15 protein-coding genes and 1 pseudogene are annotated in these 26,241 nt (G+C 47.7%); 9 read left to right on the top strand and 7 right to left on the bottom strand.

What is annotated here, in order from left to right:
• From RDN79_RS12610 to RDN79_RS12595, 4 genes and pseudogenes are all read left to right on the top strand, one after another.
• A pseudogene (locus RDN79_RS12610) lies at positions 1-216 on the top strand (hypothetical protein); the annotation flags it as partial.
• A gap of 208 nt (positions 217-424) precedes the next feature.
• The gene (locus RDN79_RS12605; RefSeq protein ID WP_298551347.1) at positions 425-1,117 is read left to right on the top strand and encodes a hemerythrin domain-containing protein; all 693 of its coding nucleotides are present in this window, start codon (positions 425-427) and stop codon (positions 1,115-1,117) included.
• Positions 1,118-1,124: 7 nt separating this feature from the next.
• A complete protein-coding gene (locus RDN79_RS12600) occupies positions 1,125-1,727 on the top strand; it encodes a response regulator transcription factor (RefSeq protein WP_298551349.1) in 603 nt (200 codons plus the stop codon).
• Between the two features lie 3 nt (positions 1,728-1,730).
• Complete coding sequence (locus RDN79_RS12595) at positions 1,731-4,601, top strand: beta-glucosidase (RefSeq protein ID WP_298551351.1); 2,871 nt, start codon at positions 1,731-1,733, stop codon at positions 4,599-4,601.
• A gap of 73 nt (positions 4,602-4,674) precedes the next feature.
• Here RDN79_RS12595 and RDN79_RS12590 read toward each other — a convergent pair whose 3' ends face one another.
• The 6 genes from RDN79_RS12590 to RDN79_RS12565 form a co-directional block, all read right to left on the bottom strand.
• Positions 4,675-5,313, bottom strand: a complete 639-nt coding sequence (locus RDN79_RS12590) for a carbohydrate-binding family 9-like protein (protein ID WP_298551353.1) — start codon at positions 5,311-5,313, stop codon at positions 4,675-4,677.
• Position 5,314: 1 nt separating this feature from the next.
• Complete coding sequence (locus RDN79_RS12585) at positions 5,315-5,974, bottom strand: LysE family translocator (RefSeq protein ID WP_298551355.1); 660 nt, start codon at positions 5,972-5,974, stop codon at positions 5,315-5,317.
• A gap of 146 nt (positions 5,975-6,120) precedes the next feature.
• The gene (locus tag RDN79_RS12580; protein ID WP_298551357.1) at positions 6,121-7,659 is read right to left on the bottom strand and encodes an arylsulfatase; all 1,539 of its coding nucleotides are present in this window, start codon (positions 7,657-7,659) and stop codon (positions 6,121-6,123) included.
• A gap of 38 nt (positions 7,660-7,697) precedes the next feature.
• The gene (locus RDN79_RS12575) at positions 7,698-9,323 is read right to left on the bottom strand and encodes a RagB/SusD family nutrient uptake outer membrane protein (RefSeq protein WP_298551359.1); all 1,626 of its coding nucleotides are present in this window, start codon (positions 9,321-9,323) and stop codon (positions 7,698-7,700) included.
• 5 nt (positions 9,324-9,328) lie between these two features.
• Positions 9,329-12,625, bottom strand: a complete 3,297-nt coding sequence (locus tag RDN79_RS12570) for a TonB-dependent receptor (protein ID WP_298551361.1) — start codon at positions 12,623-12,625, stop codon at positions 9,329-9,331.
• Between the two features lie 218 nt (positions 12,626-12,843).
• Positions 12,844-13,836 (bottom strand): FecR family protein, encoded by a 993-nt coding sequence (locus tag RDN79_RS12565; protein ID WP_298551363.1) that lies wholly within the window; start codon positions 13,834-13,836, stop codon positions 12,844-12,846.
• Between the two features lie 76 nt (positions 13,837-13,912).
• On the opposite strand from RDN79_RS12565, the gene RDN79_RS12560 reads away from it, so the two are divergent.
• Entirely contained in the window at positions 13,913-14,554 is a 642-nt protein-coding gene (locus RDN79_RS12560; protein WP_298551364.1) for an RNA polymerase sigma-70 factor, read from the top strand.
• Positions 14,555-14,892: 338 nt separating this feature from the next.
• Here RDN79_RS12560 and RDN79_RS12555 read toward each other — a convergent pair whose 3' ends face one another.
• Positions 14,893-15,033, bottom strand: a complete 141-nt coding sequence (locus RDN79_RS12555) for a hypothetical protein (RefSeq protein WP_298551365.1) — start codon at positions 15,031-15,033, stop codon at positions 14,893-14,895.
• A 729-nt stretch (positions 15,034-15,762) separates the two neighbouring features.
• On the opposite strand from RDN79_RS12555, the gene RDN79_RS12550 reads away from it, so the two are divergent.
• From RDN79_RS12550 to RDN79_RS12535, 4 genes are all read left to right on the top strand, one after another.
• Complete coding sequence (locus RDN79_RS12550; RefSeq protein WP_298551366.1) at positions 15,763-19,452, top strand: DUF6383 domain-containing protein; 3,690 nt, start codon at positions 15,763-15,765, stop codon at positions 19,450-19,452.
• Positions 19,453-19,781: 329 nt separating this feature from the next.
• A complete protein-coding gene (gene purL, locus RDN79_RS12545; RefSeq protein ID WP_298551367.1) occupies positions 19,782-23,474 on the top strand; it encodes a phosphoribosylformylglycinamidine synthase in 3,693 nt (1,230 codons plus the stop codon).
• Between the two features lie 150 nt (positions 23,475-23,624).
• Positions 23,625-24,188 (top strand): ORF6N domain-containing protein, encoded by a 564-nt coding sequence (locus RDN79_RS12540; protein WP_298551368.1) that lies wholly within the window; start codon positions 23,625-23,627, stop codon positions 24,186-24,188.
• 45 nt (positions 24,189-24,233) lie between these two features.
• The gene (locus RDN79_RS12535; RefSeq protein WP_298551370.1) at positions 24,234-26,135 is read left to right on the top strand and encodes a beta-N-acetylhexosaminidase; all 1,902 of its coding nucleotides are present in this window, start codon (positions 24,234-24,236) and stop codon (positions 26,133-26,135) included.
• Positions 26,136-26,241 lie beyond the last annotated feature (106 nt).

The following is a 26,241-nucleotide window of genomic DNA, read 5'->3' as shown; positions in this document are numbered from 1 at the left end:
GACACCAGCTTCGAAGACGGGATGGAAAAAGGATTGGAAAAAGGCAAGGCGGAAGGCATGAAGGACGGAATCGAACAAGGTATGAAGCATGGAATGGAAAAGGGTAAAGCGGAAGAGCAACGTCTTATCGCTGCCAATTTCAAAAGACAAGGGATCAATGTCGAGACGATTGCTCAATGTACCGGCTTGTCGGTGAAAGAAATTAACAAGTTGTAATCGACCGTTTTTTATCGGTAGAGTCAGTCGGGGTGTTACCTATTCAAGCACTCCGGCTGATTTAGTTTTACTTCTTGCCAGTTGCGAATCATTTGCACAATAGAATATTTTAGTGCGGTTACCCTGTAATTCCGTCAGCGCAGCCTGCGGGAATCTATTTTTTATGTATCTTTGGCTATTCAAACACCAAGACAAGGGAGAAAAGCCTATGTACAAGAATGGTAAATATCGGGAGACCGATAAAATGAGCGATCTGATCTGCGATAATTATCCGATGGTGCTCGTCATGAGCCGCTTCGGGATTGCACTCGGATTCGGTGAAAAGAACATCGGAGAGGTGTGCCGCCAAAACGGTGTCGATCCCTGCACGTTCCTGACCGTCGTGAACTTTCTGACGGAAGAGGTATCCGCGCCGGTGACGAACATTGACAAATGCCTGTCGATCGAGGCTTTGATCACTTATCTGCATAACGCACACGCCTATTTCCTGGACTTCCGGCTGCCCCATATCCGCCGCAAGCTGACAGAGGCGATTGCCGACTGCCCGAAAGACGTGGCGTTCGTCATTACCAAATTTTTCGACGACTATGCCGCGGAAGTGAACAAACACATGTCGTATGAGGAAAAGACGGTATTCCCATACGTACGGGGATTGCTGAAAGGGGTGAAAGATCCGAAATACAACATAACGATCTTCCGGAAACATCACGACCAGATCGAGATGAAGATCATCGAGCTAAAAAACATCCTGATCAAATATTATCCGGGACCCGGAAGCAACCTGCTGAACAGCGTCTTGTTCGACATCTTCGCGACCGAACAGGACTTGGCGTCCCATAATCATGTAGAAGACTATCTTTTCGTACCGGCGATTCTGGCTCTCGAAAAGACAATACAGTGATGCGCCTATGAATACCTTATTAAACATAGCGATCGCCGAACCGTCCGCCATCATCCGAAGCGGGCTCGAAGCGGTATTGAAGCGGCTTCCCGGATTCCGCATCCAGATCATCGAAATAGCCACCGCGGAGCTTTTGCAGGAGACGCTTCGCTCGCACAGACCCGATATGCTGATTGTCAACCCGTCGCTCCCCGGTTGCTACACCCTGCAGCTTCTCAGGGAGGAAACCGGCTGTACGGAGATGAAGTGCATAGCTTTGCTCTATGCCGTCGCCGATCATGCCCTGCTGCGGCCTTACGACGACCAGATCAGCATCTACGACAGCCCTGACGAGATTCGTCACAAGCTGGAACGCCTCCATACGCCACCGGTTGAAGAAGTTGAAAACGAAGAGCAACAGACGCTCAGCACACGCGAAAAGGAAATCGTGGTCTGCGTGGTCAAAGGCATGACGAACCGCGAAATAGCCGACCGCCTGTTCCTTTCCACACACACCGTTGTCACGCACCGACGCAACATCGCCCGCAAGCTACAGATACACAGTGCCAGCGGTCTGACCGTCTACGCCATTGTTAACAAATTAGTTGAACTAAACGACATCAAATTATAATCCATGAAGAAAAACAAACTGGCCGTCCTTACGTCGTGCCTTGTCCTGGCCGGGACATTCTGCACGCAGGCGCAAAACAACAAAACGCCACAGGAAATCCGGATACCGGATACCTACAAATTGACGAACAAGTCCATCTACCGGAACGGTTGGATAGACTTCAACAAGAATGGGAAAAAGGATGTATATGAAGATCCTGCGGCCCCGATCGACGCACGTGTCGAAGACCTTCTCTCGCAAATGACCGTCGAGGAAAAAACGTGTCAGATGGTCACGCTCTACGGCTACAAGCGGGTACTGAAAGACGACCTGCCGACGCCGGAATGGAAAAACCAGCTCTGGAAAGACGGCATGGGAGCGATCGACGAACATCTGAACGGTTTCCAGCAATGGGGACTTCCCCCTTCCGACAACCCGTATGTCTGGCCGGCTTCGCGCCATGCCTGGGCTTTGAATGAAGTGCAACGGTTCTTTATCGAAGAGACACGCCTGGGTATCCCGACCGACTTCACGAACGAGGGCATACGCGGGGTGGAAAGCTACATCGCCACCAACTTCCCGACACAGTTGGGATTGGGACACACCTGGAACCGTGACCTGGTCCACAAGGTCGGTTATATCACCGGACGCGAAGGACGGTTGTTGGGATATACCAACGTCTACGCCCCGATACTCGATGTCGGCCGCGACCAGCGTTGGGGACGTTATGAAGAAGTGTATGGCGAAAGCCCGTACCTCGTAGCCGAATTGGGCGTGGAAATGGCAAAAGGGATGCAGACCGATCATCAGGTAGCCGCCACTTCCAAACACTATATCGCTTACAGCAACAACAAAGGCGGACGTGAAGGGATGGCACGCGTAGACCCGCAAATGTCACCGCGCGAAGTCGAGATGATCCATGTATATCCCTGGAAACGTGTCATCAAGGAAGCAGGCATCCTCGGAGTCATGAGTGCCTATAACGATTATGACGGATTCCCCGTACAGAGCAGCTATTACTGGCTGACGACACGCTTGCGCGGCGAGTTCGGTTTCCGCGGGTATGTGGTATCGGACAGCGACGCCGTCGAGTATCTTTTCTCCAAGCACGGGACTGCCGCCGATATGAAAGAATCCGTGTTGCAAAGCGTACTGGCGGGATTGAACATCCGTTGTACGTTCCGTTCTCCGGATTCATACGTCCTGCCGCTTCGCGAACTGATCGCGGAAGGAGCGCTGCCGATGTCCACGATCGACGACCGCGTGCGCGACATCCTGCGCGTCAAATTCCTCGTCGGATTGTTCGACCATCCGTACCAGATCGATCTGAAAGAAGCGGATAAAGAGGTGAACAGCATCGAAAACCAGCAGGTCGCCTTGCAGGCTTCGAAAGAATCGCTCGTTCTGTTGAAGAACCAAGATGCTGTTCTTCCTTTAGACGTAAACAACGTTTCCAAAATCGCCGTATGCGGTCCGAATGCCGATGAAGAGGCATACGCTTTGACGCACTACGGTCCGCTTGCCGTAGAGGTGACCACCGTGTTGGAAGGTATTCGGAACAAGGTGAAACCGGATACGGAAGTGCTCTTTACCAAAGGTTGCGACCTGGTAGATGCCAATTGGCCGGAATCGGAACTGATCCATTACCCGCTGACAGCAGAAGAACAAAACGAGATCGACAAAGCGGTGGAAAACGCGAAGAAGAGCGATGTGGCCGTTGTCGTGCTGGGCGGCAGCAACCGCACCTGCGGGGAAAACAAATCACGTTCCAGCCTCGAACTGCCGGGCCGCCAGCTCGACTTGCTGCAAGCGGTCGTTGCCACAGGCAAACCGGTCGTACTGGTGCTGATCAACGGCCGTCCGTTGTCTATCAATTGGGCGGACAAATATGTTCCGGCCATCCTCGAAGCCTGGTATCCGGGGTCGCAAGGCGGTACGGCCATTGCAGACGCTTTGTTCGGCGACTATAATCCGGGTGGAAAACTGACCGTCACCTTCCCCAAGACAGTCGGACAGATTCCCTTCAACTTCCCCACCAAGCCCAATGCACAGGTCGACGGCGGACGCAATAAAGGGTTGGACGGCAACATGTCCCGTGTGAACGGCCCGTTGTATCCGTTCGGCTACGGATTGAGTTATACGACTTTCGAATATTCCGACATTTCGATTCAGCCTGCTGTCGTGACGCAGGTTCAACCGGTCACCGTCCGTTGCAAGGTAACGAATACAGGCAAACGCGCCGGAGACGAAGTGGTACAGTTATATGTACGCGATATCCTAAGCTCCGTTACGACCTACGAAAAGAACCTCGTCGGCTTCGACCGTATCCATCTGAATCCGGGAGAAACGAAAGAGCTTGCCTTCACGATCGAACCGCGCGACTTGCAATTGCTGAACAGTGATAACCATTGGGTGGTAGAACCGGGAGATTTCAAGGTCATGGTCGGCGCCTCGTCCGAAGATATCCGTCTGAACGACCGTTTCACGGTGGTGGAATATGGTAAAGAGCAGGCAAGCGCGTCGGCAGCTTCCCGGCAGCAGAAATCAGTTATTGCCAGCTCATCCCAAGCGTCTGCCCCGCTGGTATTGGATGGGAACCTGTCCACAGCCTGGAAAGCCAACAAAGGCGAATACATCACATTCGCACTCGAAAACAACGCCTCGCCGAACAGCATCGCGATCGCTTGGAAAGAAAAAAGCAAAGATGCAAAATTTGAAATCCAGCTTTCCGGCGGCGGAGGCCAGTTCCTGACCGTATATGAAGGGACAGTAGAGGCTACGAACGAACTGAAGAATTACCGGTTCAAAGGCACGACCGCCAGTGATATCCGTATCGTAATAACCTCCGGCAATGCAAGTATTTCGGAAGTCAAAATCAAAGAGTTGAAAAATTAAAAATTAAAAATTAAGAATTAAGAAATGGTGTCTTATGCATTCATTTCTTAATTCTTAATTTTTAATTCTTAATTTACAAATAGATTTCCCCAAAGAACTCCGGACAATGGAAGTTCGGAGTAGGAAGATCGATCGGGTTCCAGCTGACAAAATGCGGAAATTCCGTATCGTCTGCACATTTATAGAAGTTGCCCATTATCTTTTCCGGCAGGTTGTCAGGATCGAGGCCCATCAACCGGAAAGGAATGGCAACCACCAGCTCCCAGCTATAGATACCCAGCTTCTCTGTAAAAGCGGTATGAGGCAGACTTGAGAAACGACGTATGGAAGCATATTCTTCGGCTGTCAGCGATTTCTTCGAATCACGCGATTCCCGATAGGAAGCATCACACGTACCGATACAGTTAAACTCGAAATTGTAGTAATTGGGATCATCCAGCCGCTTCATAAAAAACTCTACGCAACTATCCTGGTAGACAGGCGAACCATCCGCTTCATAAAGAGCTTTCAGGGAATTGCCTTTTACAAAGTAGCGAATATACAGATTCACTTTCGATCTTGCGATATCGAAAGCCACGATCGGCTTATAGGGATACTCCTCCCAGTTAATCACGTCGATCGACTCTCGCTGGGCTTTTTCCATCAAAAAGCCTACGGACGACAGGTCCAGTACGTCCAGCGTTTCCAAATAAGGGACTTTCAGTTTCTTCATTTCAATTATAGATTTGGAGCAATGGCAGATGTAAATAGGAAGTCAGCAATACGGATAAAACTCCGATGACCGCCAAGACAATAATGACCGACCCGACTATCCTATTCAACAGCCATATACCTCGCACGTTAAACCATTTCTTTAATTTAGCCACTATATAAGTGATTCCGAACCACCAGAGAACCGCTCCCACCCCAATAAAGACGATGCCTCCCAACAACATCCAAACAGAATGTTCCGGCAGGACAAAGCCAAAGCGGGCAAACAAACCAATATATAGTAATACGATTAATACGTTGCTAAAGGTAAGAAGAAAAGCCGTAATAAAATCCTGGGTGAAGGATAACTTTTTCTCTCGTTGTTTTTTGAGATTCCGGACAGGATTGGACTGGAAAATATAATAGCCGAAAATGCCCAGTACGATACTGCCGATCAATTGCAAGGGAGCCTGGTTCGCCTCCACGAAATTCACCACGACTCCCATCCCCAGGCAGGTCAGTGCAGCGTAGATCACGTCCGACAGAGCAGCCCCCAATCCGGTGACAAACCCGTGCCAGCGTCCTTTGTTCAGCGTTCGTTGTATGCACAGCATACCGATCGGACCCATCGGGGCGGAAACCAGTACGCCAATCACAATTCCTTTACTTATCAATCCCAGCATTATCCTTTTATTTTCTGCCTAATGATTTGCAAAGATAACGCAAACCGGGAGCAGAATAAAATGAACTCGTCCTTTTTAACTAAAAAACGCCTGCAGGAATATTTTTTAGATTACCTACAGGCGTTTTCACACTTTATGCAAAAAGACTATTTAGCCTTTTCCTTTTCTAAAATAGCTTTCAACTTTGCAACGATTTCGGGATGTTCGGCTGCCAAATTCTTCTTTTCGCCGATATCCTGTTTCAAGTTGTAAAGCTGTTCTTCCTTGCTGTTGCCCAACTCGATATTGGTCAGTTTCTGATAGGCGGCGCCATTGCTCGGAGCAATATACTTCCATACGCCGTCGGAAACAGAAAGAGAACCGGCCACTTCGACCACATAGTCGCGTCCTTTCAGGTCTTTACCCAAGAAAGCATCCAGATAATCCTGGCTGTCAGGACCGGCGCCCGCTTCAAGAGTCTTGCCCATCAGGCTTGCCATAGAAGCATACAAGTCGACCTGCGAAACCAATGCATCGGAAACACCCGGTTTCACCTGCGCCGGCCAGCTCACGATCATCGGGATGCGGGTTCCGGCTTCGAAAATACTATATTTGCCGCCACGGAACGGTCCCCAGGGCTTATGGTCGCCCAAAAGTTCAACGGCACGGTCTGCATAGCCGTCATCGACCACAGGTCCATTGTCGCTACTCAGAACGATCAGGGTGTTTTCCGTCAGGCCTGCTCTGTCCAATGCATCCATAACCTGTCCGACCGTCCAGTCGAATTGCAGCAAAGCGTCGCCACGGGGACCCATACCGCTCTTCCCTACAAAGCGGGGATGCGGCCAACGGGGAACATGCGCATCATTGGTTCCGACATACAGGAAGAACGGTTCGTCCTTGTGGTTCTCGATAAACCGGACAGCCTTACAAGTAATACTGTCCGCTATGTTCTCGTCTTCCCACAAAGCCTGTTTGCCTCCTTTCATATACCCGATACGGGAGATACCGTTTACGATCGCCATGTCATGCCCGTGGTTCGGGCTCGGTTTGAGCTTTGTCAGCAGTTCCGGATGGTCTTTCCCCAACGGTTCGCCGGGAAACGGTTCCTTATAGCTGACGGCAATCGGATCATTCGGATCGAGGTTCACGATCCGCTGGTTCTCGACAAAAACACAGGGGACACGATCGGCGGTAGCCGCCATCAGATAGGAGTAATCGAAACCGATATCCGTCGGCCCCGGAGTGATAAAGCCGTTCCAGTCCTGCGTACCGGTCTTGTCGCCCAATCCCAAATGCCACTTCCCGATCGCACCGGTCGTATAGCCGCATTCGCGGAACATATCGGCAACGGTCGGCTGTTCGGGACGGATCACCATACCGGCATCTCCGGCGGCAATCCCCGTATCGTTTCGTCTCCAGGCATAATGTCCGGTAAACAGGGAATAGCGCGAAGGCGTACTGGTCGCAGCTACCGCATGTGCATCCGTAAAACGGACGCCCCGCGCCGCCAGTTTTTCCACATTCGGCGTATGGATCGTTTTCGATCCGTTGCAACTCAGGTCGCCATAACCGATATCATCGGCTATCAGGAAAATAACGTTCGGTTTCTGCTGCTGCGCTACTTTCTCTTCCGCCTTTTGTTTGTTTCCGGAACAGGAGGCCAGCAAGGTGGCCCCTATTCCTAATACGATTGTTGATTTCATGATAATAATTTATTTATGTCGCTTCACATGACTACACCCTATCGCAAATTCGGATTTATATCCTGTTCCGATTGCGGGATCGGCCATTTATAATCCTGATCCTGCCGGAAAGCACGGCTGTTCACCCACCATCTGCCGTATTTGTCAGGTTCGCCGGCCGGTTTGACACTTACGCGTTTCGAACCGGGGAAAGGAGCACCGTAAATATCGCCATTTAATGCTTCATGTGCAATACCCCAACGCAGCAAGTCCCAATAGCGGATACCTTCCATCGCCAGTTCGACGCGACGCTCGTTCCGTAAAATAGGACGCAACTTCGCGGCATTCACTTCCGTGATTGCCGGCATCTGTACAGATGCCCGACCTCTTACCTTATTGATGGTTTCATCCAGCAAGGCTTGCGTGATCCCCTCACCGGCTTCCAGTTTGGCTTCCAGATAGCTCAACAGAACTTCCGCATAACGGATAACAGGAACGTTTCCTCCATAACTGTTCAGGTCACCGGAGAAAGTCTCATCAAAATACTTACGCATCATAAAACCGGTCTGCGTGGTCTGTCCTCCCATCACTTTGTCCGGGCTTTGAGAATCCGGATGGCAGTCATAGACAGAACCTTTAAAAGTAGAACCATTATAATAAATGGTATAATCCAGGCGCGGATCTCTGTTTTCGCCCAAGTTATCCGGGTTATACAGCGGGCTGTCATAGCTGAACGGCGTACCATCTTTGAACTGATAAGCTTCAAACAGGCCTGCAGCGACGTTAATCAGACACCAGCCTCCGTCTTTTACGGGGAAAGCATGCTGAGGAAGTGCATTTCCGGCTTGGTCTTGCAGATACTGCATAGAGAAAATGTTTTCATTGCTATTCTCGTTCGACGGCAAGAAAAGGGAAGCATAATCCGGGTCGATCGCATTGTCGCCCAGGTCTATGATCTCTTTATAAGCGGCTGCCGCTTCGCTATATTTCTTGGCAGCCAATAACGTACGTCCCAAGAACGCAAGAGAAGCTTGCTTGCTCGCACGTCCGGTTTCAGAACCTTTCAAATCCTTGAAACGAGGCAGGTCGGCAGCGGCTTCCGTAAACTCTTTAATAATAAAATCAGTAATTTCCGCTTTCGTATTTTTCTTTACCGTATTCGCCTCATCTTTCGTCAACACTTTTGTAACCAGCGGTACATCCTGGAAAAACTGAGACAGATAAAAATACTGGGCAGCCCGGATAAAACGAGCCTCTGCCGTGAAACGAGCTACGACAGCCGGATCGCTCAGGTTGCCGATACCTTCCAGAAAACGGTTGCAACGGGCAATCTTGGCATACGAATTCTCCCAATACGCTTTTGTATAAGCATTATTCGATAACAAAGTACCGTTTGTCATCTTATGGAAATTCGAGTTCGTCCCACGACGGTCGTAGGCATTATCCGTAGGAAATTCCATAAAAATCAAACCGCCATACGACCACCAGTCCGTCGGGGTATATTCCGGAGAGTTAAACAATATATTCCCCTTATAAACACCGGTTAACGCCAATTCCGCATTGTCTTCACTGGTCCAGAAATCATTTTCTGCAAACTTATCCAGCGGATTCCGGTCCAGGTCACACGATACGAAGGTTGTCGTAGCCGCCAGTAAAGTGAAAATAAAATATTTAATTCGTTTCATGTCTTTTAGAATTTAAAGTTTACACCAAATGTATAAGTTGCCAATATCGGGTAATAGTTTCCGGATGTATTGATTTCCGGGTCCCATCCGGGTTTATACTTATTCCAGCAAAGAGGATTCTCGGCTTGTACATACACACGCAAGTTGCTGATCTTGGCAGCCTGCAACATCTTCTTCGGGAACGTGTATCCCAATTGAATATTTTTCAGACGGATATAAGAGGCATCCTGAGTCCAGAAATCGGAAGTGACGATATTCGGCGTCGTGGAGTTACTCAAGTCCTCCAATCTCGGATAAGCCGGATAGCGGGTCGGATTAGCCGGGTCAAAACGTCCTTCGGCCTGCCATTTCTGGATATTGCCGTCACCTCTGAAGGCCCAGCCGGCAAAGCCGTCCAACATACCGGTCACACCGGCAACCCCTTGCAACAATACCGACAGGTCCAACCCCTTATATTCCACACCCAAGTTCAGCCCGAAAGTGAATTTCGGAATACGGGAACCCAAATACACACGGTCATAATTCGGATCGATCTTGCCGTCAGGCACACCGTCCGGTCCGCTGATATCCTTGTAACGGATATCTCCCGGCTGCGGATTAGGCGTAACCTTGCTCTGGTCATGCCAGGACTTTATGTCTTTTTCATCCAGAAAAACGCCATCGGAAACATACCCGTAATACATCTGAATCGGATAATCGATGAACAAATCACTACCATTTCCAACCAGACCGTTCAACTGTTCCACATTACCGACACCTAAAGTCACCAGCTTATTCTTAATGATAGACAGATTGGCATTCACATTATAAGAGACCTCCCCGATCTTATTACGATGTCCTACCTCAAATTCCCAACCGAAATTCTTCAACTCTCCGGTATTCATCTCCGATATCTTCTGTCCTAAAATAGTAGAGACACTTCCACTCGGTTTATACAGGATATCGTATGTACGGCGATTGAAATAAGAAGCGTTCACACTCAGCAAACCGTTCCAGAAGACAGCTTCCAGACCACCGTCGACGGTTTCCGTTTCTTCCCATTTGATGGTCGGATCTACAGCCGTCGTGACAGCGGCACCTTGCGTATAAGTATCTCCGAAAGGATAGTTCTGTCCCAGTTCATATACGGACTGGTACGGGTAGTTACCGATATTCTGATTACCGAGGCGTCCCCACGATACTTTCAGTTTTAAGTTGGAGATGAAGCCCAGCGATTCGTTTTCCTTAAAGAAGTTTTCTTCCGACAATCTCCAACCGGCTGCAACAGACGGGAAGAAACCGAACTTTTTGCTTTGAGGGAAACGGGAAGAACCGTCATAACGAACCGTAGATTCAAACAGGTAACGTTCGTTGAAATTATAACGGAGACGTCCGAAACCGGATTGGATCGCCCAAGCATTCCCGGTTCCTTCCGATTTCTGGTTATCCGGTGAACCGGCATTCAGATAAGGCAGGTCGTTTCCAGGGAATTTATCGCGTGACCCCTGTACATAACGATAGTCTTCCTGTTCCCAGGAGTAACCGGCCAAGATGCCGAAAGTATGTCCGCCGATTGTCTTATTATATTCGGCAGTCGCCTGGAAAGTCTTATAAATCGTCTTACCCATCTTATGCTTTAACTCGGACGGACCCAACACACGGTCGCCGGAAAGCTTCATCGTCGAACGGTAAGTGCGTTCTTCACCGTTCGTATAAGTATATGCGCCGATAGCGGACAATTGCAAATCTTTGATCGGATTATAATCCAGGCGGACATTGGCATTTAAAGAAAATTCCGGATTCTCATAGAAAGAATCGCTCTTGATCCATCCGGCAGGCGTTCCGTGCAATTCACGTCCGGCGCCAAACGTACCGTCAGACAAGACAGTCGGCGTAAGTCCGGGGAAACGCAAGGCTTTCTGAATAAGTATCAACATATTATCGGCATCGTCACCACCCGGAGCCATCGGCTCTTTCCGATTGCCATATACGCCGGACAGGCGGCTGGTCAACTTCAGTCCCGGCAGGATTTCGTTGATCAGGTTCACACGGGCATTGTAGCGCTGGTAATCGTTTTTCTCCACGATGCCGTTCTGTTTCAGATAACCGAATGAAACCATATACCGGTTCTGTGCGTTACCTCCGTTAACCGTCACGTCATGCCCGGTCTGCAAACCTTTACGGGAAAAAACTTCATCCAGATAACGTGCATTGGCATAATGATCCGGATCGCTGCCGTCTCTGAACTTCTGGATTTCCTCCTGCGTATAAGCCTCACGGCCTACCGCTTCATTGTAGAGAGTCGCATATTGCCAGGTATCGACAAATTCCGGCAATGCCGTAGGCGTGTTGAAACCGACATATCCGTTATAACCGACAGAAACCTTCCCTTCCTTACCCGTTTTCGTCGTCACCAGGATAACGCCGTTTGCAGCACGCGAACCGTAGATGGCTGCCGTCGAAGCATCCTTCAATACGGAAATGGATTCTACATCTTCCGAGCTGACATCGTTCAGCTTGCCGGGGATACCGTCGATCAGGACCAAAGCATCCGATTTGTTGCTTTCACCGCCAAAAGAACCGACACCACGCACACGGATCTCACCGCCGCTATTACCCGGACGTCCCGAACGCTGGATGACGGTCACACCCGCCATCTGTCCGGTCAAGGCATTCGACAACTGCGGGGTCGAACGGTTTTCGAGTTTCTCGCTACCGATCTGGGCGATCGAACCGATCACGTTGACCTTCTTTTCCGTACCGTAGCCGACAACGACCACTTCGTCCAACGCCTGCGAGTCTTCGGCCAGTTGTATGGAATAGTTTGTTTTATCGCCCACAGTCAGTTCCTTCGTGATGTAGCCGATATATGAAATCTGTAGTTTGGATCCTTTCGGAACGTCAAGGGAGAAGTTTCCGTTCATGTCGGTGATCGTTCCGTTTGTCGTGCCCTTCACCACCACGTTGGCGCCTGCGATCGGGCCGAAAGCATCCGAAACGACACCCGTGATCTTGCCATCCTGCTGCACTTCGCCCAACAGGACGATCTTATTGTCTTCTATACGATAGGTATAAGAAGAAAGAATCTGGTTCAAAACCTCTTTGATATTTCCGTTCTTGACATTCAGGTTAACATGTTTCGTCATATCAATGGCGGAGTTATTGAAGAAAAACACGAACTGCGTATTCGCTTCAATGGATCGGATCGCTTCTGCAAGCGTCACATCAGACAGGCTCAGATTTATCTTCGCGTTCTGGGCATAACTTTCCACTGCGGACAGTTGGAAAAAGGAAATGGCAACAAATAAAAGTATTAGCTTCATTTTCCTGAATAAATTAATGTTAAGAATGGGGATAGCTATCCCATTCGTGGACTTTTTTTTCATACATTTGAATGTTTAAAGTTTTACATTTTGCTCTCACGCTCTTACCTTTGAGAGCAGTTTGTTTAGTTTTACATCAGGCGGATGCTGGTAACATCTGCCTGATTTTTTTGATGTTTTTCTGAATCTTAGATCATAGGCAATTTATTTATCGATTACTATTTAGGACTGATTATTATTTTATCTCCCTTGATCGTGTAGCGGATCGGGCTGATCAAAGTCAACAACTTCAAGATTTCTTCCGGCGACTCTTTCCGGATGGTCAACGACAAGCGATGATCGAGCGGAACTCCTTTCCTGCATTCTATATCCATATTATACCAGTGCTTCATCCGGTGCAGGATGGTCGACAGCTTTTCGTTCGTACAGACCAATCTGTCACCGATCCAGATGATATAATCGGAGGCATCCACCTCAGCCAGACTATAGGTCCCGTTCTGCCTGTTGCAGGAAATCCGTTGGTTCGGTTTCAGGATGATCCCTTTGCTCATACCGGACAAAAGGACTTCCACCTTACCTGAAAGCAAGGTTGTTTCGATCGTTTCCTTATTCTCATAATTGTTAACATTGAAATGAGTGCCCAACACGTTGACAACCATCCCGTCCGTCTCCACAAAGAAAGGCGCCTTTTCATTGCGTACGACTTCGAAATAACCTTCTCCTTCCAACTTCACAAAGCGCTTATCTTCAGAGAAACGTTCCGGATAGATCAACCTGCTGTTGGCATTCAGCCAGACGGTCGTCCCGTCCGGCAAGCTCACAGGCCCTTTGCTGTCTTTTCCCATAATGACACGGTTCATCACCAACTGCTCTTGAGTTGAAGAATCGAAAAACCGATTTTGTCCGGCAAAATACCCACCCAGCGAGCAAGCCAACAGTAGGGCGACAGATGCGGCAACTTTCACGAAATAAGAGAGGCGTATCTGTTTCCGTACTCTCTCTTTCGCCTCGATCCCGGCCATGAAACGCCCGAAAGCCCGCTTCACCCATTCAGGATCCGACACCGGGGCTGCACCGCTTTCCAGCCACCGATCTCTTATTTCGGAAAAGACTTTCTTATTCTCCTCACCGGCCCTCAGCCAGCCAAGAAGAACATCCTTCTCCTTTTCCGAAGCATTTCCTTGTAAATATTTTAGTATTATATCGTTCATTTTTGATTACATTCTCTATACTTATCACAAAACAAAAGCGGACATCCCTACCTCCGAATTGAAAAAAATTATATTTTTGCTAAAAAATATCCAGAGAGAGAAGCAGAATATCATGAAAGTACCGGAAGAATACAGTCTGAAAAAAAGACACGACAGAGCAAATGACCTGTCGCTATTCCGGGAACTGTTTGAGGCCTATTTCAAAATTTCAGTCACTTACGCCTACCGCTTCGTGGGCGACTGGCAAGCCGCCGAAGATATCACCCAAGATGTTTTCATGTCACTTTGGGAGAAGAAGGAGAACATCGACTTCAACGATCCGATCAAGCCCTACCTTTACCGCGCCGTCTATAACCGTTCCATTAATTACCTGAATTCAGCCCTGATGCAAAAGCGCATCGAAGGCATCGATACGATAGACGAGCTGATCAACCAGGAGATTCTCGGCTACAACCAACATGACACGCTCTTGCTGAAAGAGATCACCGACGAGATCAACCGGTTTGTCGACACTCTTCCGCCCCAATGCCGGACAGTCTATAAGCTGAGCCGCGAAAAGAACCTGCGGAATAAAGAAATAGCCGCCCAACTGGAAATCAGCGAAAAGGCGGTAGAAAAACATATATCCAAAGCATTGAGCGAGATACGCAACCACTTGGTGCGCCTCGATATCCTTTCCATACTGGCTTGCCTGATCGGGAATTCTTCCTGCCAGTAGTTTTTGAGATTTTGCACAAGTTCTATGAGTTCGTTGCCAAATCAATGAATAATAAAATAAATCTCCTAAATCTGGTTATTAAAAAAACAGACAATAACCCTTATTGGGACGTTTTTCTATTTGGAATGAAATTCCGGACAATTCGTGTTTGACGTTTCCCTCTTTTTGACCGGAATTAATAAGCAGCAGATAAAAAGAGGTCGGCAGGAAATAGAAAAAACGAAGTCTCATTGTCACTGAAAAGTAAAAAATCCTGACATTATGGAAAAGCTAAACTCCCGGAGAATCGTCTGTAGCAAACGAATGTTACCGGCAGATCCTAATATTTCAAAAGAAATTTACCTCTTTGCCGGCATGACGACCGTCTTCATCACCGCGACGACCGTCTTCACTACCATGACGACCGTCTTCATGGCATATACCCCCGGCAACTCACGGCGATGACGACCGTCTTTGCGGCAAAAAACCGCGCACCTCATAGTAAAAAAACCTTTTTGCCTGATAAAGAACCGGTATTTGCAGTTATTTGCAAAGAATGTGTTTTGTTGTTAACGAAACAATATTCTACAATAACCCCCTTGCCGGATCAGCATAGGAAGGGAAGATTTTATCCCGATATAACTTGATTATCCAATAGTAACGGAAAACGACAATACAAAAATAAGCAAATGGAAGCGTAGGAAATTAACAAAAAAAGACACGAGGGGTTACCTTGCTCGAAAAATACCCGAAAACAGCCTTTTCATCAGTCGAAACAAAAAAACTTAACACACTGAATAATAACGGAATGGCTGAAACTGACCAATCTTAAAAATTATTATTCTTACATTGCCAAAATCGGGGAAATATGATTATAAATTATTGATAAATAGCAAGTTGGGAAGGCAGGAAAAATGACTAACGAAAACGTACGTTTAAATTCGTCATTTTTCAGCTACAAAAATAGGCATTCCTTTTTAACCTCCAACTATTTCCACCAAGAAATTTTCCATTTCTATATCCTTTCTTATCAATACGATAGCGAAACGAGGACAAAAATTACCTTTCTCATTACGAAGCACAAAGAACGACAAAAAAAATGACTAAAAAAAACGTACGTTTTAGCTCGTCATTTTACAAGGATTAATAAAAACGGCTGAAAGCCAGCCGTTTCAGAGAACGACATTATAGATTCAATATACATTATTATTAATTAAACATTTTAGATTATGAACAAAAGATTTTCTACTCTTTTGGCTACTGTTCTGGTAGCTGGTGGATTGTCTTCGACAGCGATGGCTGCAGGTAAACTCTTGGACACAACCAAGTATTATCATGTAGCATTGTCTGGAGATGCAAACAGCCGTGTAATTATCGGTCATAGCGAAGATGGCAAGAGAGACTCTGTTGCTATTGTAAAGACTGATAATGTTAAGTCTTATGAAGATTTCAATGCTACATTGTGGAAACCGACTGTAGAACAGAAAGTGAATGCTGCTGGTGGCGTTTATTATGAAATCAAGTTGGTTAACAAAGACGGACAAGAATTGTCTGTTTCCAAAAAGGATGTGAAAGCATCTCAAACCTCTTTCTATAAAGCAAAGTATGCTTATATCTCTTCTACGGATGGTATTGGGAAAATGGGGGTTGATGAATCAGTTGTTTCAATCGACAAAGACGGAAAAATCACTTTCCTGAAAGGTCCTGAAGCTCGTACCAATATTTATGATGCGACAGCAGGTAAAATGTACCAGTACGCATTGGTTGTAAAAGGCAATGCTGTTAAAGTGATGATGGCAGAAGGTACTCCGGCTGAAGTTCCGACTGTAACTCCTGCTGATGGCAACGTTATGAGTTTGTATTTGATCGATGCTACTGCTAATGCGACAAAACCTTATGACTTGGCTGTAGCCGATTTAAACAAAGATGTCAACGATTCTTTCGAATTGAAGTTTTCCAATGACGTAAAGAATAACGCATTCGAAAATCCGTTTACAGCAAACAAATTGCGTGCTGTCGGCTTTGAGGCCATTTATACATCTGCCACTTCAACAAGCACATTTAAAGCCGATTTGGCTGCTGCAAAGAAGTTGACAGATAAGGCGTTTACAGAAATGGACGCTGCCATCAAGGCTTGTGAAGCAGAAATCAAGACAGCTATCGATTACGTTCAGAACAATGAGGTTCCGGCTGATTCAAAGTTGAGCGCTGCTATTCCGAATTCAGTTGATTTGGCTGGTGCAGTTGCAGAACTTGACAAAGCAAAACAGTTGTATTTTAATCCAAATTCAACAACAAATGGAACTGTCCAGGATTCTTTGAATGCGGCAAATGCCAAATTGAAGGCTTTGGCTGACACGACATTTACTAAAGCAGGCAAACTGCCTAAAACTTCAAAACTGTTGGCTGATTATAACGCCGCTGCAGCTCAAGTAAAAAGCATGCTTGCAAAAGTAAAGAAAGAGACAAAGCAGGCTTATCATGATGTCGATTCAATCATGAATGACTATATGGTGAAGCCGTATTTGGAAACAAGTGAAGCTCCGAAATTTGGCACTGAAAAAGGCAAGGCTGCGAAGGCACTGTTCGCAACAGCAGATGCAGGAAACTTGGTATTTGACCAGTTCCAGACAGGTGCAGCAACTACTATTGATAATGGAAACAGTGGAAAATTAAATTCAGAAAACATTCAAGGCCTTTTGACCGCTATCCATACTTCTGCTTCTGCTACAAATTTTGTTACATCAAAAGATATCTTATCTGAAAATCCGGCATCTACTGAATTTGCAGAGGCTAAAAAACATTACGCAATCGCCATTGTCGATTCATTGATTGAAGGTAAGCAAGCCTATCTTTGTGTCGATACTAATTACGTGGCAGAAAAAGAACAGTACTTTACATTTAGAGCAGATACATTACATGCAGTAAATGAAGAAGGTACAAAAGTTGTTCCAGCATTAGGACAGCACGCAAATCTGTTTGCTTTCCAATTGACTGTTGATCCTGAACTGATCGCCGGTGATGAAGTGACTATTAAAACTTTCATGCCGACAGCAACTGCTGCAGGCAAATGGTATTCTGAAGGCTTTATACCAAAGGCTGCTCAAGTTGTTATCCGCTCTTTAGCTAACAATACTCACCGTGAAGTATCTGTAGCAGCATCAGATGATCCTGCCACAAAGAATACTAAGATCACGTTCAAATCAATCGAAGGTCCGAAACCGGCATTTGAAGTAGGCGATGTATTCTTCATCAAGAGCTTGAAGAAAGTTGATGCAAGAAAGCCGTATCAGGTGATGACTTCTACAACAGGTGATGAAATTGTAGGTGCTACTGCTGTTTACAACAGTGTTCCGGCTACTCAGTGGATTGTGACTGCTGCAAACAAATTGGAAGGCACATATCAGTTGGCTAACCGTGATGCAAATAAAAACTTCTTTACCACTACTACTGCTAAGATCATCGTTAAAGATGCTGAAAAGAACATCTATGTAGCTGCAACTACTAACAAAGATACATTGGAAATCACAGCCGTTCCTGACCAGAAAGACGAATACTTGGGTTACAAGCACATCAACGATGCAGATAAAGATCATCTGACATTCAAGTTGACTGCTACTAACTTCGTTAATCCGGAAGCTAAGTTCTATTTGACAATGGATGCAGACTCTTCTGTAGTTGCTACTGCTGATGCAGACAAGGCTCTGGAACTGAAAGCTAAGAATGGTGGCACACTTGTAAAACTGAACGATGCTAACTTGAGCGCTGCTTCTTACGGTTTTGAGCTGTATTTGGGTAACGATACGTTGTATTTCAATGACGATCAAAGCGATCTGCTATTGACAAAAGATAAACAGCATGCTGATAATACAGTTAAATTGCGTCGTGTAAACGATAACGCAAACCAGTACGAACTGTTATGGAATGTAAAAGAGACTGGTGATCCTAAAGTTGCTGCCAATCTGAAATCATCCAAGATTGCTATCGACCAGAACGGTAAAGCTGCTGTTGTTGCAGAAGATGAAATCACCAACTGGGCATTCAACCTGGAATCTGCTGTAACAGAAACTTATCTGAATATCACAGACGCTCCGAAGAACGTTACAATTTCTCTGATGGGTGACGAGGCTTCTAAGGTAACAGCTGTTAAACCGTTCGCTGTAATCAAACGTACAGGTTTGGAATTGAAAGCTGCTGCAACAGACAACGATTTCGTTCTTGGTTTGGATACTGCCTATGTGAACCGTCCGGATAACTACCGCTATGCTTATTATATTACAAAACCGGTTGATACGGCTAAGGTTGGCGCATTCGATACAAAGGCTTATATGGTAAGCTATGCCGACTCTATTGCTCATAACAGCGATACAGTCAAATACAATCAGGATGGCCTGACTCGCATCGGTTTCGTTCACGCTAACCGTGTAGAATTCGGCAACAACGATTCTCTGGCTATCGCTAAACCGGGTGCTAAAGCTGCTGATACATTGAATATCGTTGGTAAGAAGGGTATCACTCCTGCAACTTGGGCATTCCCGATCGACGAAGACAACGAAGGTTATTACAGAATCGAAGTAGCTCCTGCTGATAGCAAGACCGACAAGACCTATGTAAGCTACCTGAACGGTGTATTGGTATTGGGCAATAAAGAACAGGCTCAGTTGTTCGCAATCAACGATACAGACCTGACTCCGACAGACAACGAAAAGATCGCAACATCTGAAGTAACAGTTATCGCAGGCGAAGGCCAGGTAACAGTTGCAGGTGCTGCCGGCAAGAAAGTTGTTGTAAGCAACGTTCTTGGCCAAGTAATCGCTAACACAGTTATCACTTCCGACAACGCCGTGATCGCTGCTCCTCAGGGTGTAGTCGTAGTAGCTGTCGAAGGCGAAGAAGCTGTTAAGGCTATCGTAAAATAAATTTGAAATTATAATCAAATAATTCTTCGGCTGCGTGCCCGTTAAACGGCAACTACCCTGCGACAGGCGAACAAGCAACCGGATTTAATATTAATAATACTAAAGTAATGAAATTAAAAGTTCTTCTGCATCTCCCTCTGTGAAGACCGGATGCAGACACAAAACAAGTCCCGGCGGTATTCGTACTGCCGGGGCTTCGTTTTTTCTAATTTATTTTCTTCAACAGATTTAGGGGAAATTCGGTTAGTAAGCACTATCTTTGCACACTGTAAACGAGGGTATCCTTTATTACCCCCGTATGAACGGAATACCATTAATAAATCGACGATATGATTCTATTCTTTCAATCTCCAACAAAGACGGTGTTAGCTGTGGAGGCTGCACACGCTTTCTCACCTGAAGATGTAGAAAAATTAGTTTGGGCTTTTAGCGAGGCAAAACCTCTCCAGGCTGAAACATTGGAAGGCTGGTATGTTGGTCCACGCCGGGAAATGATCACCCCGTGGAGTACGAATGCCGTGGAAATCACCCAGAACATGGGACTCACCGGTATCTCACGCATCGAGGAATACTTCCCCGTTTCTTCCGCCGAAGCAGAACATGACCCGATGTTGCAGCGTATCTACAACGGTCTGAACCAAGACATCTTCACGATCAGCAAACAACCGGACCCGATTGTTTATATCGAGGATATCGAAGCCTACAACAAGCAGGAAGGACTGGCGTTGAGCGATGAAGAAGTAGCTTACCTCAACGAAGTAAGCCAGAAGCTGGAACGCCGGCTGACCGACAGCGAAGTGTACGGTTTTGCACAGGTGAACTCGGAACACTGCCGTCACAAAATCTTCGGCGGTACATTTATTATCGACGGAGAAGAGAAAGAAAGTTCTCTCTTTAACCTGATCAAGAAAACATCGGCGGAAAACCCGAACAAATTGGTTTCCGCCTATAAAGATAATGTGGCTTTCAACGAAGGCCCGGTGATCGAACAGTTCGCTCCGGCCAGCGGCGACAAACCGGATTTCTACGAAGTGAAGGAAATCAAATCGGTTATCTCGCTGAAAGCTGAAACCCACAACTTCCCGACAACGGTCGAACCGTTCAACGGTGCGGCTACCGGATCGGGGGGCGAGATCCGCGACCGTCTGGGGGGTGGAAAATCATCTCTGCCGATTGCAGGAACAGCCGTTTATATGACATCTTATCCGCGTACGGAAGGTGCACGCGAATGGGAAAAGATCCTCGATCCGCGCCCTTGGTTGTACCAGACTCCGGAGCAGATCCTGATCAAGGCCTCCAACGGTGCATCCGATTTCGGTAACAAGTTCGGACAGCCGCTGATCTGCGGTTCGGTCCTGACCTTCGAACACGAAGAGAACAAAAAGAAATATGCTTACGACAAAGTGATCATGTTGGCCGGCGGCGTCGGTTATGCCAATATGCGCGACGCGTTGAAGGGCGATCCCGCACCGGGCGAGAAAGTAGTCTTGTTAGGCGGTGACAACTACCGCATCGGCATGGGCGGCGGTGCTGTTTCATCGGTAAACACGGGCCAGTACACCAGCGGTATCGAGTTGAACGCCGTACAGCGTGCCAATCCGGAAATGCAGAAACGTGTTTCCAACGTGATCCGTGCGATTGCCGAATCGGACAACAACCCGGTGATCTCCATCCACGACCACGGCGCAGGCGGTCACCTGAACTGTCTCTCCGAATTGGTGGAAGCGACCGGCGGACATATCGACATGAGCCAACTGCCCGTAGGCGACCCGACACTTTCCGCGAAGGAAATCGTGGGCAACGAAAGCCAGGAACGTATGGGCTTGCTGATGAAAGAAGAAGATGTAGCCCGCGTACAGCGCATTGCCGACCGCGAACGCTCCCCGATGTATGTGGTGGGTGAAACGACCAACGATATGAAGTTCGTCTTCGAACAAGCCGACGGCGTGAAGCCGATCGACATCAAGTTGGAATATATGTTCGGTAAACCGCCAAGAACGATCATGAAGGACCATACGGTTGAAGAGACATACGCTCCGGTCGTTTATAAGGAATCCGAACTGCATCACTACCTCGAAAACGTGCTTCAACTGGAAGCCGTTGCATGTAAGGACTGGTTGACCAACAAGGTGGACCGTTCGGTGACAGGCAAGGTTGCCCGCCAGCAATGCCAGGGTGAATTGCAGTTGCCGTTGAGTGACTTGGGTGCAGTAGCTTTGGATTATCGAGGGAAAGCGGGTATCGCTACTTCTATCGGCCATGCCCCGCAGGTGGCGATGATCGACCCGGCTGCCGGTTCAGTCATGGCGATCGCCGAATCGTTGACAAATATCGTTTTCGCTCCGCTGTCCGATAAGCTGACAGGCGTATCTTTGAGTGCCAACTGGATGTGGCCGTGCCGTAACGAAGGCGAGGATGCCCGTCTGTACAAGGCGGTCCAGGCTGCTTCCGATTTCGCTTGTGCATTGGGGATCAATATCCCGACCGGTAAAGACTCTCTGTCCATGACGCAGAAATATGGCGACGACAAAGTGATTGCTCCGGGTACGGTGATTATTTCCGCCGGTGCGGAAGTCAGCGACATCCGAAAGATCGTTTCTCCGGCATTGGCCCATGAAAAGAATTCTTACATATATTATATAGACTTCTCGTTTGACACGATGAAGTTGGGCGGTTCCGCTCTTGCGCAGGTTCTGAACAAGTTGGGCGATGAAGTCCCGACGGTAAAGGACAGCGAGTATTTTGCCGATGCTTTCAATGCAATCCAGGATGCTATCGAAAAAGGACTGGTTCTCGCCGGACATGATATTTCAGCCGGCGGTATGATCACGGCATTGCTCGAAATGTGCTTCGCCAATGTGGAAGGCGGCCTGGAAGTAAACCTCGACAAGTTGGCCGAACAGGACATCATCAAGATCCTGTTCGCTGAAAATCCGGGTATCCTGGTTCAGGTGAAAGACAAGAAAGCATTCGAGAAGCTGATGGAAGACGCAGGCGTAGGTTTTGCCGTTATCGCCAAGCCGACTTCCGAACGTCACATCCTGGTTTCCAAAGAAGGCATCCAGTACCACTTCGGCATCGACTACATGCGCGACGTATGGTACGAATCTTCTTATAAACTGGACATCAAGCAGAGCGGTAGCGTATGCGCAGGCAACCGTTTCGAGAACTACAAGATGCAACCGCTGGAATTCAAATACCCGAAGAACTTCACCGGCAAGCTGTCTTCTTACGGCCTGACTGCCGATCGCAAAGGAAAGAGCGGAATCCGTGCCGCCGTAATCCGTGAAAAGGGTTGCCAGTGCGAACGTGAAACGTCTTATGCACTGTATCTGGCAGGTTTCGATGTGAAAGACGTTCACATGACCGATTTGGCATCCGGACGCGAAACATTGGAAGACGTAAACATGATCGTATTCTGCGGCGGTTTCTCCAATTCCGACGTTTTGGGCTCTGCCAAAGGCTGGGCCGGCGGTTTCTTATATAACGAGAAAGCCAAGAAGGCACTGGACAATTTCTATGCACGTCCCGACACCTTGAGTTTGGGTATCTGCAACGGTTGCCAGCTGATGGCTGAGTTAGGAGTCGTTTATCCGGAACATGAGAAGAAGCACAAGATGTTGCACAACGATTCGCACAAGTTCGAATCGAACTTCATCTCGGTCGAGATCCCCAAAAACCATTCCGTCATGCTCGGTTCGTTAAGCGGTTCCAAATTAGGGATCTGGGTGGCTCACGGCGAAGGCAAGTTCTCTTTCCCGTATGAAGAAAAAGAATACCATATCGCACTTAAATACAACTACGAAGGCTATCCCGCCAACCCGAACGGTTCGCCCTGGTCGGTTGCCGGTGTCTGCTCGCACGACGGACGCCATCTGGCTATGATGCCTCACTTGGAACGTGCGATGTTCCCGTGGCAGTGCGGTTACTACCCCGAAGATCGCCGGGGCAGCGACGAAGTCACTCCGTGGATCGAAGGTTTCGTGAACGCACGGAAGTGGATAGAAGAGCATAAGAAATAATATTTAAATAGAAAGTTGCGTTATTACAATATAGCGCAACTTTTTTTATTTTCATGCCCGAAATAGCATTTAAGCCTCCTTTCATGCATTTCTTCCGTATTAATCTCTATCTTCGCAAAAAATAGAAACCTTTATTGAAATTTACGACAGATGGAAGAATTACAAGTTATCCAAAGTAAGATCTATGAAATCAGAGGCATGAAAGTCATGTTGGATTTCGATCTGGCAGAAATGTACCAAGTAGAAACTCGCGTACTGAATCAAGCTGTGAAACGCAATATTGCACGATTCCCGGAAGATTTCATGTTTCAATTGACAAAAGAAGAGTTAGATCCTATGTCATCACATTTTGTGATGACATTAAAAACCAAACGTCCCAAATCGGCTCTACCGTTCGCTTTTACGGAACATGGTGTTGTCATGCTGGCAAGTGTATTGAGAAGCGAGATTGCCGTGCAAACCAGCATTTTAATTACCCGCGCTTTTGTCGCCATCCGGAAACTTGTATCCAACCCGCCAACAGACAAGATAACAGAAATCCGGCAGGAAATAAAAGAACTCAAAGAATATATCGAAGAAGCTTTTGCCGACTACAACGACATCAACGAAGATACGCGCGTGCAACTGGAATTGATCAACCAAACACTTGCCGAGTTGCAAAGTAAAAAATCAATCAGCGATAAACCACGTCCCCGGATTGGCTTTGTGAAATAGAATCTCTATCTTCGCTGCCTAAACAATAAACAAGTACACTGCTTCATGAAAAAGTTGCTATTTATCCTCACTACAGCAAGCCTTATACTGGGATTCAGCTCTTGTTCCCACAAAGGCATTCCGGATAATGCATTGGCATTGATCCCACAGCCCCAAGAAATGAAGGTCGGAGCGGATCACTTCAAACTGACTCGCCGGGCAGCTATCACGCTCGACACTTCCAATCCTCAGTTGATAGGGATAGCACGCTACTTCAGCAATAAGGTCGCACCCGCAACAGGCTTAGAAGTTCCGGTTGAGAAACACGGCAACATCGAATTTAAACTGACCGACGATGCCGCTCTCGGCGCAGAAGGATATCGCTTGCTGGTAAAACAAGGCGAGATCATCATCACTGCCAACCAGCCGGCCGGCATCTTCTACGGGGTACAAACTTTATTGCAGATGCTTCCTCCCGAAATAAAAAGCAGCCGGGAACAAAAAGGCATCGACTGGACGATCCCCTGTGCCGATATCACCGACAAACCTCAGTTTGCCTGGCGCGGACTGATGCTTGACGTCAGCCGCCACTGGTTCACAAAAGAGGAAGTGAAGAAATACATCGACGAACTGGCAGAATACAAAATGAATGTATTCCACTGGCACTTGACCGACGATCAAGGATGGCGTCTGGAAATAAAATCACTGCCGCGTCTGACGGAAGTTGGCGCCTGGCGTGCTCCGCGGGTCGGGCAATGGTGGCAACGCGAACCACAGCAACCGGGAGAAGAAGCGACCTATGGAGGGTTCTACACGCAGGAGGACGTAAAGGAAGTGCTGGCCTATGCAGCAGAACGCTACGTGCGCGTCATTCCGGAAATAGACGTGCCGGGACATAGCTTGGCGGCCCTCGTCGCCTATCCTGACCTGGCCTGTATGAAAGCACCGTCGGCTGTCGGGGTCGGCAACAAGTTTTACGGCGAAGACGAAAACACGCTCTGTGTCGGCAAAGACGCTACTTTCGAGTTTATGGACAAGGTATTGACGGAAGTGGCAGCCCTTTTCCCCGACGAATATGTCCATATCGGGGGCGACGAGTGTTTCAAAGGTTTCTGGCACAAATGCCCGCGTTGCCAGGCCCGCATGAAAGCGGAGAAACTGAAGGACGAGAATGAACTGCAGAGTTACTTCATCCACCGTATGGAAAGCATCCTGAAAGAAAAAGGGAAAAAGCTGATCGGCTGGGACGAGATTATCGACGGCGGACTGGCTCCCGATGCCACCGTTATGAGTTGGCGCGGGATGGAAGGCGGAATCAAATCGGCAAAAGCCGGGCATCATGTGATTATGACACCGACCGAACATTGCTATATCGACCTCTGGCAAGGTGAACCGTCTGTCGAACCGGATACTTATTCCATGTGCCGGCTGAAAGATTCCTATAGTTTCAACCCCGTTCCCGACAGTGTGCCGGCCGAGATGGTATTAGGAGGACAAGGCAACCTCTGGGCAGAATCCGTCCCGACTTTCCGCCATGCCGAATATATGACCTGGCCACGCGGATGGGCACTTGCCGAAGTTCTATGGACCGGACCGGCCAAAGCGGACTGGGATGAGTTCTGGCCACGTGTCGAACAACATTTCGCACGTGCGGACCAGGCGCAAGTCAACTACGCCCGCAGCATGTATAACGCCATCGTCACCCCTTATTACGCAGAAGACGGCGGACTGGAAATCAAGCTGGACAGCGAACCGGGCAACCTCGACATCCATTATACATTCGACAACACGGATCCCGACAACTTCACTCCGAAGTATGAGGCTCCGCTCCGGATACCCAAGAATGCGACCTGGCTGCGTATTGTCACTTACCGGAACAATAAGCCGGTTGGAAAAGTTATAACATTAACAATCAAAGAACTTGAAAAGCGTGCGGAAAGTACGCGCCATGTTGTGGGCAACTTGTAACATAAATGTAACATATATGTCGTAATTGCGAAACAGCATTCTTGTTCCTTTGCAAACGGAAAAACAGTGATGTGGTATTTATCCCCCACAACCCAAAAAGTCAGGA

The sequence above is a fragment of the uncultured Parabacteroides sp. genome, assembly GCF_902493135.1.
Lineage (GTDB): Bacteria > Bacteroidota > Bacteroidia > Bacteroidales > Tannerellaceae > Parabacteroides.
This window is presented reverse-complemented; position numbering and strand designations above follow the sequence as displayed.

Bases quoted from the DNA above. Each gene is read 5' to 3' on its own strand.
- RDN79_RS12555 (WP_298551365.1), bottom strand. From the start codon at position 15,033: ATGAGGTGCGCGGTTTTTTGCCGCAAAGACGGTCGTCATCGCCGTGAG.
- RDN79_RS12580 (WP_298551357.1), bottom strand. From the start codon at position 7,659: ATGAAATCAACAATCGTATTAGGAATAGGGGCCACCTTGCTGGCCTCC.
- RDN79_RS12570 (WP_298551361.1), bottom strand. From the start codon at position 12,625: ATGAAGCTAATACTTTTATTTGTTGCCATTTCCTTTTTCCAACTGTCC.
- RDN79_RS12585 (WP_298551355.1), bottom strand. From the start codon at position 5,974: ATGCTGGGATTGATAAGTAAAGGAATTGTGATTGGCGTACTGGTTTCC.
- RDN79_RS12535 (WP_298551370.1), top strand. From the start codon at position 24,234: ATGAAAAAGTTGCTATTTATCCTCACTACAGCAAGCCTTATACTGGGA.
- RDN79_RS12600 (WP_298551349.1), top strand. From the start codon at position 1,125: ATGAATACCTTATTAAACATAGCGATCGCCGAACCGTCCGCCATCATC.
- RDN79_RS12565 (WP_298551363.1), bottom strand. From the start codon at position 13,836: ATGAACGATATAATACTAAAATATTTACAAGGAAATGCTTCGGAAAAG.
- RDN79_RS12605 (WP_298551347.1), top strand. From the start codon at position 425: ATGTACAAGAATGGTAAATATCGGGAGACCGATAAAATGAGCGATCTG.
- RDN79_RS12550 (WP_298551366.1), top strand. From the start codon at position 15,763: ATGAACAAAAGATTTTCTACTCTTTTGGCTACTGTTCTGGTAGCTGGT.
- purL (WP_298551367.1), top strand. From the start codon at position 19,782: ATGATTCTATTCTTTCAATCTCCAACAAAGACGGTGTTAGCTGTGGAG.
- RDN79_RS12575 (WP_298551359.1), bottom strand. From the start codon at position 9,323: ATGAAACGAATTAAATATTTTATTTTCACTTTACTGGCGGCTACGACA.
- RDN79_RS12595 (WP_298551351.1), top strand. From the start codon at position 1,731: ATGAAGAAAAACAAACTGGCCGTCCTTACGTCGTGCCTTGTCCTGGCC.
- RDN79_RS12590 (WP_298551353.1), bottom strand. From the start codon at position 5,313: ATGAAGAAACTGAAAGTCCCTTATTTGGAAACGCTGGACGTACTGGAC.
- RDN79_RS12540 (WP_298551368.1), top strand. From the start codon at position 23,625: ATGGAAGAATTACAAGTTATCCAAAGTAAGATCTATGAAATCAGAGGC.